At 65.7% G+C, this 14,712-nt stretch carries 12 protein-coding genes; 3 read left to right on the plus strand and 9 right to left on the minus strand.

Translation table 11 applies throughout. The features are described from left to right. Positions 1–13 precede the first annotated feature (13 nt). The gene (locus ACU4IU_RS09695; RefSeq protein WP_172173378.1) at positions 14–688 is read right to left on the minus strand and encodes a TetR/AcrR family transcriptional regulator; all 675 of its coding nucleotides are present in this window, start codon (positions 686–688) and stop codon (positions 14–16) included. Positions 689–733: 45 nt separating this feature from the next. On the opposite strand from ACU4IU_RS09695, the gene ACU4IU_RS09700 reads away from it, so the two are divergent. Then, on the plus strand, positions 734–1,702 hold the full coding sequence (locus ACU4IU_RS09700) for a quinone oxidoreductase family protein (protein WP_446656585.1): 969 nt from the start codon (positions 734–736) through the stop codon (positions 1,700–1,702). An 18-nt stretch (positions 1,703–1,720) separates the two neighbouring features. Here the strand turns inward: ACU4IU_RS09700 and ACU4IU_RS09705 are convergent, their stop codons facing one another. Continuing rightward, positions 1,721–2,782 (minus strand): proline racemase family protein, encoded by a 1,062-nt coding sequence (locus tag ACU4IU_RS09705; RefSeq protein ID WP_446656586.1) that lies wholly within the window; start codon positions 2,780–2,782, stop codon positions 1,721–1,723. After that, entirely contained in the window at positions 2,779–4,947 is a 2,169-nt protein-coding gene (locus ACU4IU_RS09710; RefSeq protein WP_446656587.1) for an oxidoreductase, read from the minus strand. Before ACU4IU_RS09710 ends, ACU4IU_RS09705 begins: the two co-directional genes overlap by 4 nt. Before the next feature lie 151 nt (positions 4,948–5,098). Between ACU4IU_RS09710 and ACU4IU_RS09715 the strand changes: the two genes are divergently transcribed. Further along, positions 5,099–5,845: a GntR family transcriptional regulator gene (locus tag ACU4IU_RS09715; RefSeq protein ID WP_265418609.1), complete on the plus strand. Its 747-nt coding sequence runs from the start codon at positions 5,099–5,101 to the stop codon at positions 5,843–5,845. 203 nt (positions 5,846–6,048) lie between these two features. Here ACU4IU_RS09715 and ACU4IU_RS09720 read toward each other — a convergent pair whose 3' ends face one another. Further along, positions 6,049–7,587: an MFS transporter gene (locus ACU4IU_RS09720; RefSeq protein ID WP_139909402.1), complete on the minus strand. Its 1,539-nt coding sequence runs from the start codon at positions 7,585–7,587 to the stop codon at positions 6,049–6,051. A 312-nt stretch (positions 7,588–7,899) separates the two neighbouring features. Next, positions 7,900–9,444, minus strand: coding sequence for an aminotransferase class I/II-fold pyridoxal phosphate-dependent enzyme (locus tag ACU4IU_RS09725; RefSeq protein ID WP_446656588.1), 1,545 nt, complete (start codon positions 9,442–9,444; stop codon positions 7,900–7,902). Between the two features lie 91 nt (positions 9,445–9,535). Between ACU4IU_RS09725 and ACU4IU_RS09730 the strand changes: the two genes are divergently transcribed. Beyond that, positions 9,536–10,540 carry a LysR family transcriptional regulator gene (locus ACU4IU_RS09730; protein ID WP_446656589.1) on the plus strand — a complete coding sequence of 335 codons (1,005 nt, stop codon included), beginning with the start codon at positions 9,536–9,538 and terminating at the stop codon, positions 10,538–10,540. A gap of 34 nt (positions 10,541–10,574) precedes the next feature. Here ACU4IU_RS09730 and ACU4IU_RS09735 read toward each other — a convergent pair whose 3' ends face one another. Genes ACU4IU_RS09735 through ACU4IU_RS09750 form a run of 4 tightly spaced genes read right to left on the minus strand, consistent with a single transcriptional unit; the run spans position 10,575 to position 14,634 of the window. Further along, positions 10,575–11,960, minus strand: coding sequence for a tripartite tricarboxylate transporter permease (locus ACU4IU_RS09735; RefSeq protein ID WP_172173390.1), 1,386 nt, complete (start codon positions 11,958–11,960; stop codon positions 10,575–10,577). Further along, entirely contained in the window at positions 11,957–12,379 is a 423-nt protein-coding gene (locus tag ACU4IU_RS09740; RefSeq protein WP_446656590.1) for a hypothetical protein, read from the minus strand. Before ACU4IU_RS09740 ends, ACU4IU_RS09735 begins: the two co-directional genes overlap by 4 nt. Before the next feature lie 48 nt (positions 12,380–12,427). Next, positions 12,428–13,363 carry a hydroxymethylglutaryl-CoA lyase gene (locus ACU4IU_RS09745; protein ID WP_172173396.1) on the minus strand — a complete coding sequence of 312 codons (936 nt, stop codon included), beginning with the start codon at positions 13,361–13,363 and terminating at the stop codon, positions 12,428–12,430. Continuing rightward, entirely contained in the window at positions 13,360–14,634 is a 1,275-nt protein-coding gene (locus ACU4IU_RS09750; protein WP_420097695.1) for a hydroxymethylglutaryl-CoA reductase, degradative, read from the minus strand. The genes ACU4IU_RS09745 and ACU4IU_RS09750 overlap by 4 nt, the downstream gene beginning before the upstream one ends. Positions 14,635–14,712: the final 78 nt, after the last annotated feature.

Consider the following 14,712-nt stretch of genomic DNA (forward strand, 5'->3'; position numbering starts at 1 on the left):
GGCGTGTCGACCTCTACGGGGCGGCGATGGCGGAGACGATCGCCTGGATCTGCGGAATGAGCTCCTCGAGTACGCGGCCCTGCCTGTTCAGCCACTGATCGAGCTGCGCGGCGGAAAGGACTGCCATGACCGCCTCGGCGCGAGTCCGGACCGGATCGGACGGGTTCGCATCCTTCGGCTCGGGAGCCGTGGCCGTCCACATCTCGGCGATGAGGATCTCCACGTGGCGTCGCCAGAAGGGGTAGCTCTGTCGGTCGAACCGGCCCTTCGGCGAGCTGCTCTCGGTGAGGAGGACGAGGTCGAGGTTGCCGGCGATATGCCGCAGGTACGCATCGACGAAAGCGGTGAGGCGCTCGCCTCCCGGGGCGCCCGGGCCCAGAGGCGGAGGGCCCTGGAGCATGCGGGCGTGCATGTCCCGGACCCGGTCGTCGAGCAGAGCCGAGGCGATCCCGGGTTTGTCGGTGAAGTTGCGGTAGAGGGTGCCCTTGCCGACTCCTGCCAGTCGCGCCAGCTCATCCATCGTCAGCCCGTCCACTCCCTTGTCGGCCAAGAGGCCAGTCGCGGCATCGAGGATCTTCCGACGATTGCGCTGCGCATCGGCGCGCAGCGGAGCCTGCGAGGGGACCAAAGGGAGGAATTTCCCGTTCCCTCTTCCATAACCGGACTGCAGTCCGTTAATGTCGTCCATATACGGACTATAGTCCGGATCGGATTCGACTTCGAGGAGGCAGCAATGACATCGATCATCGTCAACGAACACGGGGGACCCGAGAAGTACGAGGTCACCGACGACTCACCAGAGGGTGCCGCTGCGCCGGCCGACGGCCAGCTGCAGGTCAGCCTGAGTCTGGCCGGGGTGAACTTCCTCGACGTCGTCCAGCGCCGTGCCGCCCTGCCCACCCCCTTCCGCCCCGGAGTCGAAGGTGTCGGCACGGTCACCGCCGTGGGCGCAGGTGTCAACGGCTTCTCCGTCGGCGATCGCGTCGGCTGGATGACCGGCGGACAGGGCAGCTTCTCGTCCACAGCTCTCGTCAATGTCGACAAGGCCGTGCCGCTGCCGGATGACATCGATGATGAGACCGCTGTTGCGGCACTCATGCAGGGCATCACCGCCCACTACCTGACCACGAGCACCTTCCCCGTCTCGGCCAGCGACGTCGTGGTCGTCCACGCCGCGGCCGGCGGGCTCGGGCAGATGCTCACGCAGATCGCCGCGGCCAAGGGCGCCACCGTGATCGGCACGACCTCGACCGAAGAGAAGGCCGAGATCGCCCGAGCCAATGGCGCCGCCCACGTCTTCGGCTACGACGACTTCGCTGAGAAGGTCCGGGAGGTCTCAGATGGAGAAGGAGCCTCGGTGATCTTCGACGGCGTCGGCGCGACGACCTTCGAAGGCGACCTCAAGGCCCTGCGCACGCGCGGGACCCTCGTTGTCGTCGGCAATGCCAGCGGCCCCGTTCCCGCCGTCGACGTCAACACCCTCAGCGCCTCCGGCTCCCTCTTCCTCACCCGACCGACCGTCGTTGACCACGCCAGGACGCCCGAGGAGCTGCGCTCGCGCACCGACGAGATCTTCGAATGGATCCGCAGGGGAGACCTCACCGTTCACATCGGCGACCGGTTTCCCCTCACCGAGGTGGCCGCCGCCTTCACAGCACTCGAATCCCGGGCGACGACCGGAAAGATCATCCTCGAACACTGATCGAGGAGGAGCAGAGACTCAGCGCAGCACGAACCCGGGCACGAGATCATCGAGCGGGTCGACCTCGAACGTCGAGGTGGCCACCCGGTAGGCGCTGCCGGTGACGACCGGGACGACGCTGTCATCGGTCTCTTCGAGCACTCGCGCCCGGAACGTCGTGCCGACGATCGACTCATGGACGAGCGTCTGCCCCGGGCGAAGCTCACCGGCGGCGTGGAGAGCGGCGACTCGAGCTGCCGTTCCCGATCCGCACGGCGAGCGGTCGACCTGACCGTCGGCGAAGACCGTGACATTGCGCTGATGCAGTTCGCCGCCGGGCAGAGTGCCGAACCGGTCGACGAAGATCGTGCCGTACACCCCGGAGAGCCGGTCATCCTCGGGGTGGACGGTGTCCGGATGATCGGCGAGACCCGCCTTGATCTCCCGGCCCACGGCGATGAGCGCGGTGAGGTTCTCGGGCACGACTTCGCAACTCACCTCACCGAGGCGGCCCACCTCGTCGGCCTGGGCGGAACCGGCCGCAGTGTCTAATTGCGCGGTATCGACGAGCGCATAGATCGCCCCACCCCACGCGAGATCGACCGACACCGGATCCAGGCTCGTGTCCACCGTGATGCCAGAGGCGATGAGTCGGCTGGGCACGTTGACGAAGTCCACCGAGGTGGCCCTCCCCTCGGCGTCCGTGTGCACCTGCGCTCGCACTCGACCCGAGGGCACGTCGATCGTGACCTCCGTGGTCCCGGACGGATCGACGGCGACGATCCCGGAGGACACTGCCCATGCGCCGAGCGCCATCGTCCCGTGACCGCAGGCCGTGGAGAAGCCGTCCTTGTGCCAGAACAGGACCCCGAAATCGGCCCCGTCGTCATCGGGTTCGGTGATGAATCCGCCGTACATGTCCGCATGACCGCGCGGCTCGAAGCACAGCAGCCTGCGCAGATCATCGACTTCCGAGCCCGGCACGGCCAGTTCCCGCCGTTCTGCCACGCTCGCGCCGGGGATCTCGACCGGGGGTTCGGCGACGATTCGGAACGGTTCGCCGGCAGTATGGAAGTCCACACTCGTGCAGATCGTGCTCACAGCCCCATTCCCACTCTCAGCCCTTCCAACACCGCCGCATGCACATTGCGGGAGGCGACGGCATCACCGATACGGTACAGCGTGAATGGGTGCCCCGCCTCAGCGGAGGTGGTGGCGGAGGTGGTCGTCGGTTCCGCGACTGCCGTCGCACCTGGGTGAGTGCCCGTCGCACCGACGTATCCCGGCTGCGGACGTCCGTGGACCCACGCCTCGAGGTCCGTCGCCCCGTGGTTCGTCGATCGCGACTTGAGCTCGAAATAGACCTCATCATTGGGCGTCGTCCCGAAATCGACGACCACGGCATCGGTGACGACCTCTGCCTCCCGATCCGAATAGTCGTTGCGCAGCACCGCCACGATCTCCTTCCCCTCGATCCGCGGCTTCCGGCTCAGGCGCTCGCCGAGGCGGACCTCGACTCCGAATTCGGAGAACACCTGAAGGTAGGCGGGAGAGTTCATCGACCCCACGTCGATGCCGATGGTGCGTTCGGGGCTGACATAGGTGACCTGCTGGCCGGCTCGGGCCAAGCGTTCGACGGCGTCGAGCGCCGGGTAGAACCCGTGGTCGTCGAAGACGAGCACCCGCTGCTTCGACCTGAGCCGGTCGTCCATGACGTCCCAGACGTCGAAGCTCGGGCCCTGCTCACGGAAGGGATACCCGGCATCGGGAACCCCTCCGGTGGCGACGATGACGACGTCGGGGTCGAGTGCGAGGATGTCGTCCGCCTCGGCGAAGGTGTTCAGTCGCAGGTCGACGCCGTGCTTCCTGCACTGCTGGACACGCCAGTCGATGATGCCGATGAGATCGCGGCGGCGCTGCGAGCGAGCGGCGATGCGGACCTGCCCGCCGGGGGCGTCCTCGGCCTCGAGCAGGGTCACCCGGTGACCGCGCACGGCCGCGACACGGGCGGCTTCGAGCCCGGCCGGACCGGCGCCGATGATGACGACATGTTTGGGCCCTGTCGTGACGTCGTGGGGAACCTCCTGCGGCAGATCGGCCTCCCGGCCGGTAGCGGGATTGTGGATGCAGGTGGCCGAACCTGAGGTGTAGATGGAGTCGAGGCACATGTTGGCGCCGACGCAGGGACGGATATCGTCCTCACGTCCTTCGGCCACCTTGCGCGCCAGGTGCGGGTCGGCCAGCTGCGCCCGGGTCATCCCGACGAGGTCGAGGCAGCCATCGGCGATCGCGAACCGGGCGGTCGCGGCGTCGGAGATGCGTGCGGCGTGGAGGACGGGGATGTCGATGGCCTCGCGGATGCGACGGCAGGTCTCGAGCCAGGGGGCCGAGGGGGTGCCCATGCCGGGGATCGCCTCGGCGAGCTGACGGTCCGAGTTGATCATCCCGACGTTGAGGTTGAGGAAATCGGTGCCGTGATCGGTGTAGGTCCGGAGGATCTCGGTGGCCCTCGCTTCGTCCATGCCGTCTTCGCGGCGCTCGTCGACGGCCATGCGGATGCCGAGGACGAAGTCGTTGGGAACTGATGCACGCACGGCGTCGATGATGCGCATCGGGAACTTGATGAGATTCTCCAGTTCGTCGGAGTACTCGTCGTCGCGGTCGTTGAGCCACGGGGCGAGGAAGGAATCAAGCAGGTGACCGGCGTGCATGACCTCGAGTCCGTCGAATCCGGCGGCGGCGACGCGTTCGGCGGCGGACGCGAAGTCCGCGACGATGCGATCCATATCGAAGTCCTCGAGCGCCTTGGTGAACGACCGGTGCGCAGCCTCCCGGGTCCGAGAGGCCGAGACCAGCGGCAGCCAGTCGCCGGCGAAGTTCGAGGATCGGTGGCCCAGATGGGTCGCCTGGATCATGATCGCCGCGCCCTCGTCGTGGCAGTCGTCAGCGATCGCGGACAGCCACGGAACCACCTCGTCGGTGGACAGGTCGATATTGCCGAACGCGGCAGGGGAGTCCTTCGACACGATGGCCGAACCGCCGATCATCGTCAGACCGACACCGCCGCGGGCCTTCTCCCGGTGATAGAGGCGGTAACGGTCCTTCGGCATGCCGAGTTCGGTGTACGCGGGCTCGTGCGAGGTCGAGACGATGCGGTTGCGCAGCGTGAGTCTGCCGAGTTCGAAGGGCTGGAGCAGCGGATCGGCGGACACGTCGGTCGCAGACGTGGTCGGTGCGGGTGTGCCGGTTGCGGGGTCGGCGGTCATGGGTTCCTCCTTCATTGCAGGAACGTCACTGTGGGTTCGACTCCGTGGGGAGTCCGGGTGGGTAATCGATTACCGACTACTTAGTTCAATGGTGCGATCTCGCGGTTATGCTGTCAATAGTCGCCGACCACGATTCGAAGGGGAGTGTGCGATGGAGCGAGTGAGACCGCAGGCCGAATCTCTGCGTGAACAGGCACTGGGCATCATCCGCGATGCCATCACCTCAGGTGAGCTCGCCGAGGATCGCATCTATTCGGCAGCGGGCCTGGCCAAGCAGCTCGGCATCTCACTCAGCCCGGTGCGCGAGGCGATGATGGCGCTCGTCACCGAAGGGACCGTCGAGGCCGTGCCCAATCGCGGCTTCCGTCTGGTCACCATCACCGAGGCGGACCTCGAGGAGATCATCGCCATCCGCGTTCTTCTCGCTGTCCCCGCCGCCCGCAGTCTGGCAGAGGCCGGCAGCGATGACATCGTCGGTCGCGGCCTGAGAGCTGACGGTGTGCAGGCGGTGACTGACGGGTCGGTGACCGAGACCGGCAAGGCAGCGACCAAATGCGAGGCGATCGACCGACTGCGCGAACTCGCCGAGGCGACCGTGGACGCGGCCGAGGCCGGCGAATTCGCCGAGTTCTATACGCAGGACCGCAGGTTCCATGAGGCTCTGCTCGAGCACGGCCTCGGCGGGCGTGCCGCCGCGATCAGCCTGCGCCTGCGCGATCAGTCACGCCTCTACCGGCACCAGGATCAGATCGGGGCCATCGCGGTCGATTCCGCTCGCGAGCTGCCGAGGATCGTCGACCTCATCGAGTCCGGGGACGCCGCCGAGGCGGCCGACCTCGTCACGTCGAACCTCTACTTCTTCAAACGCGTCCCGGCCACAGCCGACGGCGAAGGCTGATTCGTCACTGTCAGAACGGCCCAGCTTCGGCTGGGTAGCCCAGTTTCGAACATGGGCTGCTCAGCTCAGAGTGGGCGGGTTGTCTCAATCGGCTGTAGTGCGAGCCGAGAAACGACGAAACGACGCTGGGCCGCCCCGAAACGGGACGGCCCAGCGTCGTTTCACTCGATCAGGTATCGCAGTCGATCAGGTTCTCACCTCGATCAGGCGGGTGCCTTGTCGGGGTCGATGTCGACGATCGGCATGGACTCGATGTCCATATCCGGGTTGTCGGCCTGAGTGCGAGCCAGCTCCTCGGCCTCCTCGTGGGTGTTCACCGTCGGGAACGAGCCCGGCAGCGGTCGGTGCGCCGATTCCTTCATGAGCAGCACGGCGACGAGTGCGACGACCGAGAAGAACATGATGTAGAACGCGGGCATGTACGAGTTGCCGGTGACATCGATGAGCGCCTGGGCGAACAGCGGCGTGGTGCCGCCGAACAGAGAGACGCCGAGGTTGAACGTCAGGCCCATCGCACCGTAGCGCGACGCGGTCGGGAACAGCGCCGGCAGGGTCGAGGCCAGGCAGGCGATGTAGAACCCGGCGGGCAGGGCGACCATGAACAGAGCCACCATCACTGCCCACATCTCACCGATCTGCATGACGGCGAACGCGGGAACGATGAGGACGATCGTCATGATGGCTGCTGCCAGGAAGACGAACTTGCGGCCCATCTTGTCGGAGAGTTTGCCGATGAGCGGCAGGCACAGCGACATGACGACGAGGACCGGGATCGTGGCCACGGCCGCCTGGACATTCGAGACCTTGACGGTCTCCTCCAGGTAGGTGGGCATGAAGCTCGTCAGCGCGTAGCCGACCGTCTGGGAGCCTGCGACGACGGCGATGCCGATGAGGATCTCTTTCCAGAAGTGACGGATGACGCCGATGAGGCCGTGGCGGGCGTACTTGTCGTCCTTGACCTTGACGTCGCGGCCGGCTTCCTCGCTCGATTCGAAGCTCGGGGTCTCCGGGATCTTCAGACGGAACCAGATGGCGACGGCGCCGAGCGGGATGGCGATGAGGAACGGGATCCTCCAGCCGCCGTCGAGCATGGCGTTCTCGCCGTTGATGGACGTGGTGATCACGGTCGTGAGAGCCACGGTTCCGGCACCGGCGGCGAAGCCCAGGTAAGAGCCGACATCGAGCCAGGAGGCCCAGTAGCCGCGGGACTTGTCCGGAGCGAACTCCGAGACATAGGTGGTGGCACCGGCGTACTCGCCGCCGGTGGAGAAGCCCTGGATCATCTTGAGCAGGTAGAGGGGGACGATCACCCACAGGCCGACCTGGGCCGCGGTGGGCAGGACGCCGATGAGGGCGGTGGCGGTGGCCATCGTGGCCATCGTGAAGAACAGGACCTTCTGGCGGCCGATCTTGTCACCCAGCGGTCCGAGCACCATGCCGCCGAGCGGGCGGACGAGGAAGGACACGGCGAAGCCGAGGAGGGTCACGAGCAGACCCATCTGTCGGTCCATGCCTTCGGTGAAGACGGAGGTCATCGTCACGGCCAGGTAGCCGTAGACACCGAAGTCGAACCATTCCATGAAGTTGCCGACTGTGGTGCCGCCGATGGCGGTGCGGATCGATTTGGTTTCGACGACGATGCAGTCATCGGCCTCGAACCGCTTCTGTTTCTTTATTGCACGCCGTTCCTTGCGGGTCGGCTTCTTGTCTTTCTGCGCGGGTCTGTCGTGGCCTTCTGACATCAGTGGTTCCTCGTTTCAGCTGCTGCTAGGCAAGTTGCAGGGCCGAGTCGCCGGAATGGTGCGAACTCTGCGCGGCAGTTGCTGTCGGATTTCGACAATGCAGAACATCCTTGCTTGGTACTCAGGGAGTGTCAATAAAAATTGTGACACAGTTCACGCCGAATGCGCCCGAGGGTAGTTGCCTTCGTTGAAATTCGTCCAGTGGTCCAGAAAATACGCAAGAAAGATGTTGCCTAATTCGCAGTGTCACTTGTCCAGTAGCATTGTCGGCAGCGACCGGCGGACACGGAGTGGACGGTGACTGCGCGGAGATCAGTTCCTGACGACGCGATAGGTCTCGAGGCCGGGATCGACGGCGCCGCGGACGTGGCCGGACGGACTCGCCGCCACGGCCTGGAGGAAGTCGACGGTGTCGGCGGTGATCTCCTCGCCGGGCAGGACATTGGGGATGCCGGGCGGGTACGCGGCCAGCGAGCTCACGCTCACTCGTCCGACCGCCTCGGCGGCGGTGACGAGTTCGGAATCGGCGAAGTACGCCTCACGCGGTGTCATCGCCAACCGGCCGGCCGTGGGCAGCGGCGGGAGGGAGGCTGCCGGGCTCGTCGCCATGGCGGAGTCCGTGGTCTCGAGTCGCAGGGTCTCCAGGGCGTCGATGAGGCGGCCGATGTCCGGGGACTTGCCGATGCCGATGAGGGCGACGAGGGTGGTCGCCGTCGACATCTCGGGGAAGATGTCGAATTCCTCGGCCAGGCGTTTGCGCACCGTGTGACCGTCGAGTCCGGTGGCTGTGATGTCGATGGGCAGGCGGAACGGGTCGATGTCGACGACGTCGGCATGACCGAGGAACTCGCCGGACAACAGGTGGTAGCGGTCGGTGGCTTCGATCTGCGCACGGATGTGGCGGATGTTCTCCAGCGAATCCGTGATCGCCTCGGTCGAGGTCATGAGTGCGCGGCGGGCGAGGTCGATCGAAGCCATGAGATGGGCGTTCTCGCTCGTCGAAGCGGTCATCATAAAGGCCCGGGCCAGCGCCGGTTCGAGGCGATCGGCGAATTCGGTGTCGCCGAGGTGGAGGAGCGCGGACTGGGTGAGCGAGCCTGCGAGTTTGTGCGTGCTCATGATGACGATGTCGGCGCCCTGGGTGACGGGGGAGGCCGGCAGGTCAGGGTGGAAGCCGAAGTGGGCACCCCAGGCGGCGTCGACGATCAGTGCCGCGCCTGCTTCGTGGGCCGCCTCGGCGAGGGCTTCGACGTCGGCCACAGCACCGAAGTAGCTCGGGGTCACGAGGTAGACGGCGGTCACCGGCTCGGGGTGATTGCGGATGGCCAGGCGCAGGGCGTCGGGGGTGACACCGTGGGCGATGCCGTTGACTTCGTCGACGTTGGGGTAGACGAAGCCGGGGTTGAGCCCGGCCAGCACGATTCCGTCGATGAAGCTCGAATGCGCGCTGCGCTGGGCGACGACGCCGGACCCGAGGGTGCCGATGGCCAGGGCGGCCATGCGGTTGCCCTGCGAGGAGCCGTTGGTGAGGAACCAGGTGCGGCGGGCGCCCCAGGCCTCGGCGGCCAATTGCAGGGCTTCGTCCTTCGGGGTGTCGACGCCGAGGTCGATGCCGTCGAAGAGCGGGGGGATGTCCAGGGAGAGGGTGTGCTCGCCGAAGAATTCGGCTTGACCTGCGGAGATGCCCTCGGTCGTGCCTCCGTGTCCGGGGGTGGACAGGAACAGCGAGTTGCGGTCGGCCGCGTGCGCCAGAGCTTCGGCATAGGGCGCGCGTGACTGCGTGAGGGCAGGATGCATCGGCGACCCCGAGGAGGAGTGCGGGGCCGGGGGCATGGGGGAGTCCTGGTGCACGGTCATGCGTCCAGATTAAGGAGGCGAGCAGGTACGAGAGAATAGCAACTTTCCTCTGTTGCTCTATAGTCAGTATTGAACTCAATGGGGGAGATCAATGGAACCACTCGATACCCGCGGCCTCACCGCTCTGCGCGCCGTGGCCGACACCGGATCCGTCGCCGCGGCCGCTGCCGCGCTGCAGTGGAGCCAGCCGACGGTCAATCATCATCTGCGCAATCTCGAGCGTGCCCTCGGCGCTACTCTGCTCGATCGCACACCGCGCGGATCACAGCCGACGACCGTGGGCAGCCTCGTGGTGACCCGAGCCGTGGAGATCCTCGGACTGTGCCAGCGCCTCGGCGCCGAGGTGGCTCTCTGGCGGGAATCTCAGGCCGTGCCGGTGCGCATCGGGGCCGTGCCCACCGTCGGTGCTCGCGTCATCCCGCGCCTCCACGATCAGCTGCAGGCTCGCCCGAGGTGGCAGACCCGTGACGAGGCGGTCGCCGGCGACCGGACCGACGTACTCACCGCGGCCCTGGATGTGACGATGGACGAGCACGCGAAGCTCGTCTCCCGGCTCGAGTCCGGGGACCTCGACCTCGCACTGCTCGTGTCGACCGATCTCGACCGCACGTGGATCCCGGCGACGCTGACTGCCGCCCACCTGTATTCGGAGCGGCTGTTCCTGTGCGTGCCGCGCTCGATCGGGCCGATCGAGCGCGATTCCCACGGCATGCCCGACCTCGCCGCGCTCGTGTCGCAGACCTGGGCGTTCAGCATCGACCCCGGTGACGCCATCGACGAGGTGGTCCGCTCCTTCTGTCTGAGTGCTGGGTTCGAACCCCGCGTGGGGATGCGGATGGATGACTATGCGGCCATCAACCGGATGATCTCGGCCGGTCTGGCGGTGGCGATGATCCCCGAATCATCACTGTCGACAGACCCGGACATCACGGTCATCCCGATGCCGCTCAGCGACTGCCGCCGTGACGTCCTGCTCGTCTCCCGGTCCTCGCGACCACAGGGGCGCGCGCGTCACGATCCGATCGTCGATGCGCACAATTCCGCCATCACCGAGGTGGTCGCCGACGTCCGTACCGTCACGCGGCGGTGGCGGTGATGCTGCGGTTTCAGAGCGGCGGTCAGAACGTGCCTCACAGCGCGAGGATCGCGGGCACGGTGAGCACCGCGACGTAGTAGCCCATGAACTGGACGCCGGCGTGCATGCCGATGAACCGGTTGAAGAGTCCCCCGACGAGGCCGACGGTGATCGTCACTCCGAGCGCCAGCAGACCGCCTTCGTAGAGGCAGATGACGCAGATGAGAGCCGCGAACCCAGCGATGATTGCCTCGTGGGAGACCGATCGCATCACCCAGGTCGCCGCTCGGTGAGCGTTCGTCATCACGAATGGGTAGGCGATGGCGACCGCGATGACCGCCGCGATCACGGAGAAGAGCGCGAACTGTCCGGTCGTGAGCAGGTCGTGGAGGTTGTTCGTCGTCCCTGCCTCGGTATCGAGTGTATAAACAGGAGGAGCGTTGAACAGCGGTCCTGCGGGACCGGCTGCCATCGGTGACAGGGGCAGGCCGATCGCGATGAGCGGGATGAGAGTCTCGGCGATATAGGTCGACTCTGTGGTTCCGTTGCGAACAGTGATGACGGTGGTGAGTCGTTCGTACCCGTTCTTGACCCGGCTTCCGACGATCTCGCCCATGAGCACGGCCATGGCCACGGGGGAGAAGACGAAGGTCGCGCTGGTGATCGCCGCTGAACCGCTGGTGTATGCCAGTTGCTTTCCGGTCAGCACCCTGAAGGGGTTCGGCATCCTCGATCCCCCTGCGGGCCGGACGTCGGGAGCAAGATTGAATTCCCGTTTGCCCGACTGCTGCATCGAGCGGCGTCCGGCGGGGGAGAGCGCAGCGAACAGGTCGAAGATGAGCGGCCCGGTGGCGATGCCGAGGAAGAACGAAGTGGTGAAGGTCGCTTCCTTCTGCTCCATGATGAAGGCCTGCAAGCCGACGATGAGCAGGACGAACGGGACGAGCCCCGCAACTGCAGCGAGCTTGCCCTTCGAGGTATAGGCGACGAGGACGGCCGCGGCGATGAAGATCCAGGGAGCGGCAGCGCCGATCGCCTCGGCGAAAGGGGTGAGTACGAGGGCGAACACGATCGACAGCGGAATGGCAATGGCAACTGAGACGACTCCTCCGGAGATCGCCTTCTGAAGTGCGATATGCGGGATTCCGAGAGACCTCAGCAGCTGCGCCTCACGCAGCATCGGCACTGCCGTGGTGTCACCGGGAATTCCGAGGAGAGTTGTCGGCACGGCGTGGGAGATGTGTTTGGCAATGATCGCGGCGAGGAAGAACGCGAGCACCCCGGCAGGAGGCACCCCGATGAGGATGACAAGCAGCGCCAGCGGTGCCACGATCGCCGTCTCGTCCGTGCCCGAGATCAGTCCGATTCCGGTGAAGAGCACCCCGGAGAGAAGCGCCATCCCGACGGCCCACAGTACTGGTTCGATGAGTTCCGCGGTCACTGGTGCCCACCCTTCTCGCGGATGCGCGCCTCATGGTTGTCGACGAGGGCGTCGAAGAGACCGAGGGCTCGGACTTCTGCCTGAACCGCCGGACCGAGGTCGCGGGGGTCGCCGAGATCCCCGTATTCCTCGACGACCTCGTCGATGATCTCCTGCCGGTTGCGGGTGTCGGCCGCCGAGGTGGTGATCACTCTCTTGGGTTTGAACAGAAATCCGGAGATCACGGCGCCGACGATGCAGCCGACGATGCCGACGAGGAGCGCATAGGAGTGACCCAGCGCTTCATCGTCTCCGGCAGCGAAGAGATGATCGGCGATGAGGTAGGCCGGGACTGCTGTCCCGACGGCTATGGCGATACCGCCGATGAGATGTTTGGGGTCGACGGTGTCATTCCACACCTCGAGCAATTGCGGCATCATTGCCTGCCTTCTGTCGGCCGACGGCTGTCGGGAACGTGAACGATGGAACTACCGGCCGAGGATGGCCGAGGATGTTGCGGATGGAAGCGGAATGCCGAGCTGCTCGCCCAGCCACTGGCTGATCGAAGCCACGGCCTCGTTGTCGACGCCGGTGGAGATGCCCAGCCCCTGAAGCATCCAGAGAAGATCCTCAGTGGCCAGGTTTCCGGAAGCTGTGCGGGCGAAGGGGCAGCCACCGATCCCTCCTGCCGATGCGTCGAACTGACTGACACCTGCTTGAAGCGCGGAATAGACATTCGCAAGCGCCTGGCCATAGGTGTTGTGGGTGTGCAGGGCGATCCGATCGATCGGAATCCCGGCGCCGACCAGGCTATCAAGAACAGCGGTCACATGACCGGGAGTCGCGGTGCCGATGGTATCGCCGAGCGAGATCGTCAGGCAGCCGGCATCGACGAGGCGACGCGCAGCCGTAGCGACGCGATCAGGATCGACCGCGCCTTCCCAGGGGTCCCCGAAGACCATCGACAGATAGCCGCGCACTCGCAGGCCCGCCACAGTCGCTGCGCGTGCCACCTCGAGGCTGCGATCGGTGGTGTGCTGAAGGGAACCGCCGAGGTTGGCCTGCGCGAACGATTCGGTGACGCTGATGAAGACCGAGGCATCCTTCGTTCCCGCCGCAACGGCATCATCGAGACCGCGCTGGTTTGGGATGAGGACGGGGAACGCGACTTCGGAGTCCAGGTCGAGCCCGGCGAGCACCGATCGGGTGTCGGCCATCTGGGGAACGGCCCGCGGAGAGACGAAGCTTCCGGCTTCGATGGTCTTCAGGCCGGCTCCGGAGAGCCGCCGAATCAGTTCGAGCCGTGTTGAGACAGGCAGTGTACGTGCTTGCGACTGCAGACCATCTCGAGCGCTGACTTCGCAGATACTGACTTCGGTCGGCAGGTTCGACGACGCGAACTGCTGTGGAAGCTGTGCCGTCATCGCGACACACCGGAGCGGAGTTCGTCGAGGATTGACTGGACCCTGTCGAACCGGAAGGCCCTCTCCTTGATCAGGCGGTCCACGATGATCGCTGTCTCCTCGGCGTTCGCTCCGGCAGAGGCCGCGAGGTTCTTCGCATGAAGTGACATGTGTCCGCGCTGCACGCCCTCGGTGGCGAGAACTCGCAGTGCCGCGAGGTTCTGCGCCAAGCCGGCGGCGACGATCATCTCGGCGAGATCCTGTGCGCTCGCCACTTCGGCGATCTGCAGTGCTGTGCGCGCGGCGGGATGGACCTTGGTGGCACCCCCGACAAGGCCGACCGGCATGGGCACCTCGAGGGTGCCGACCAGGTCGCCGTCGGCATTCCTCTCAAACGTCGAGAGGGAAGAGTAGCGGCCGTCTACGAGCGCATGGGAGTGCGCTCCGGCCTCGACCGCGCGGGTGTCGTTCCCGGTGGCGAGGACGACCGCGGAGATGCCGTTCATGATGCCTTTGTTGTGAGTGGCCGCTCGATAGGGATCGGCTGCGGCGAGTTCGTATGCGTGGAGGATGTTGTCGATGACCTCGTCTCCGCCGAGCAGATCCCTGTCGAAGACTGCCCGTGCCCGAGACAGTCGACGGTCCGCCTTGTTGGTGAGGATGCGCAGGAGCGCGTCACCTCCGGCGATCGCTGCCACGGTTCCGGAGACCGCCTCAGCCATCGTGTTGACCGCATTCGCCCCCATTGCGTCTCGAACATCGACGAGGAGGTGGACGAGAACATACGTCATCGTCCGTGCCTCGACGAGGCGGACCTCGATGCCCTTGACCCCGCCGCCGACCTCGACGAGCTTGGGATCCTGCGCATTGGCCAGGTCGATGATCTCTGCTTGGCGTTCGAGAACACGTGTGCGCGCGGCCTGCGGGTCCGCCACGTTGATGAGTTGGATCTGTGCCTGCATGACGGGCTCGGTCGAGCTTGTGAAGAAACCGCCGTGCGGACGTGCCATTCGTGCTGCGTTGCTGGCGGCGGCGATGACCGAGGCCTCTTCGGTTGCCATGGGTACGAGCACGTCGGTGCCGTTGATCGTGAAGTTGGTGGCTGCGCCGAGCGGAAGCGAGAACACGCCGAAGATGTTCTCGCTGAGGTTGGCGGCGTCTTCGGGACCGAAAGCGTCCGCATCGAGCTGGCTGAACAGTTCGGCGTCGAGCCCAGTCGAGGCTGCGACGGCTTTCCTGCGATCATCGACCGACATATTTCGGAAGTCGGCAATTCGGCTGTTCACTGCCATCGTGTATCTCCAGTCAGGTCGTCATTGGCCGACATCGCCTGTCGGTCGGAGTTCCTCCGCAGATATCAGTCAAACAAT

This window comes from Brevibacterium sp. CSND-B09, assembly GCF_052906525.1.

Bases quoted from the DNA above. Each gene is read 5' to 3' on its own strand.
- ACU4IU_RS09695 (WP_172173378.1), bottom strand. From the start codon at position 688: ATGGACGACATTAACGGACTGCAGTCCGGTTATGGAAGAGGGAACGGG.
- ACU4IU_RS09700 (WP_446656585.1), top strand. From the start codon at position 734: ATGACATCGATCATCGTCAACGAACACGGGGGACCCGAGAAGTACGAG.
- ACU4IU_RS09710 (WP_446656587.1), bottom strand. From the start codon at position 4,947: ATGACCGCCGACCCCGCAACCGGCACACCCGCACCGACCACGTCTGCG.
- ACU4IU_RS09715 (WP_265418609.1), top strand. From the start codon at position 5,099: ATGGAGCGAGTGAGACCGCAGGCCGAATCTCTGCGTGAACAGGCACTG.
- ACU4IU_RS09720 (WP_139909402.1), bottom strand. From the start codon at position 7,587: ATGTCAGAAGGCCACGACAGACCCGCGCAGAAAGACAAGAAGCCGACC.
- ACU4IU_RS09725 (WP_446656588.1), bottom strand. From the start codon at position 9,444: ATGACCGTGCACCAGGACTCCCCCATGCCCCCGGCCCCGCACTCCTCC.
- ACU4IU_RS09730 (WP_446656589.1), top strand. From the start codon at position 9,536: ATGGAACCACTCGATACCCGCGGCCTCACCGCTCTGCGCGCCGTGGCC.
- ACU4IU_RS09740 (WP_446656590.1), bottom strand. From the start codon at position 12,379: ATGATGCCGCAATTGCTCGAGGTGTGGAATGACACCGTCGACCCCAAA.
- ACU4IU_RS09745 (WP_172173396.1), bottom strand. From the start codon at position 13,363: ATGACGGCACAGCTTCCACAGCAGTTCGCGTCGTCGAACCTGCCGACC.
- ACU4IU_RS09750 (WP_420097695.1), bottom strand. From the start codon at position 14,634: ATGGCAGTGAACAGCCGAATTGCCGACTTCCGAAATATGTCGGTCGAT.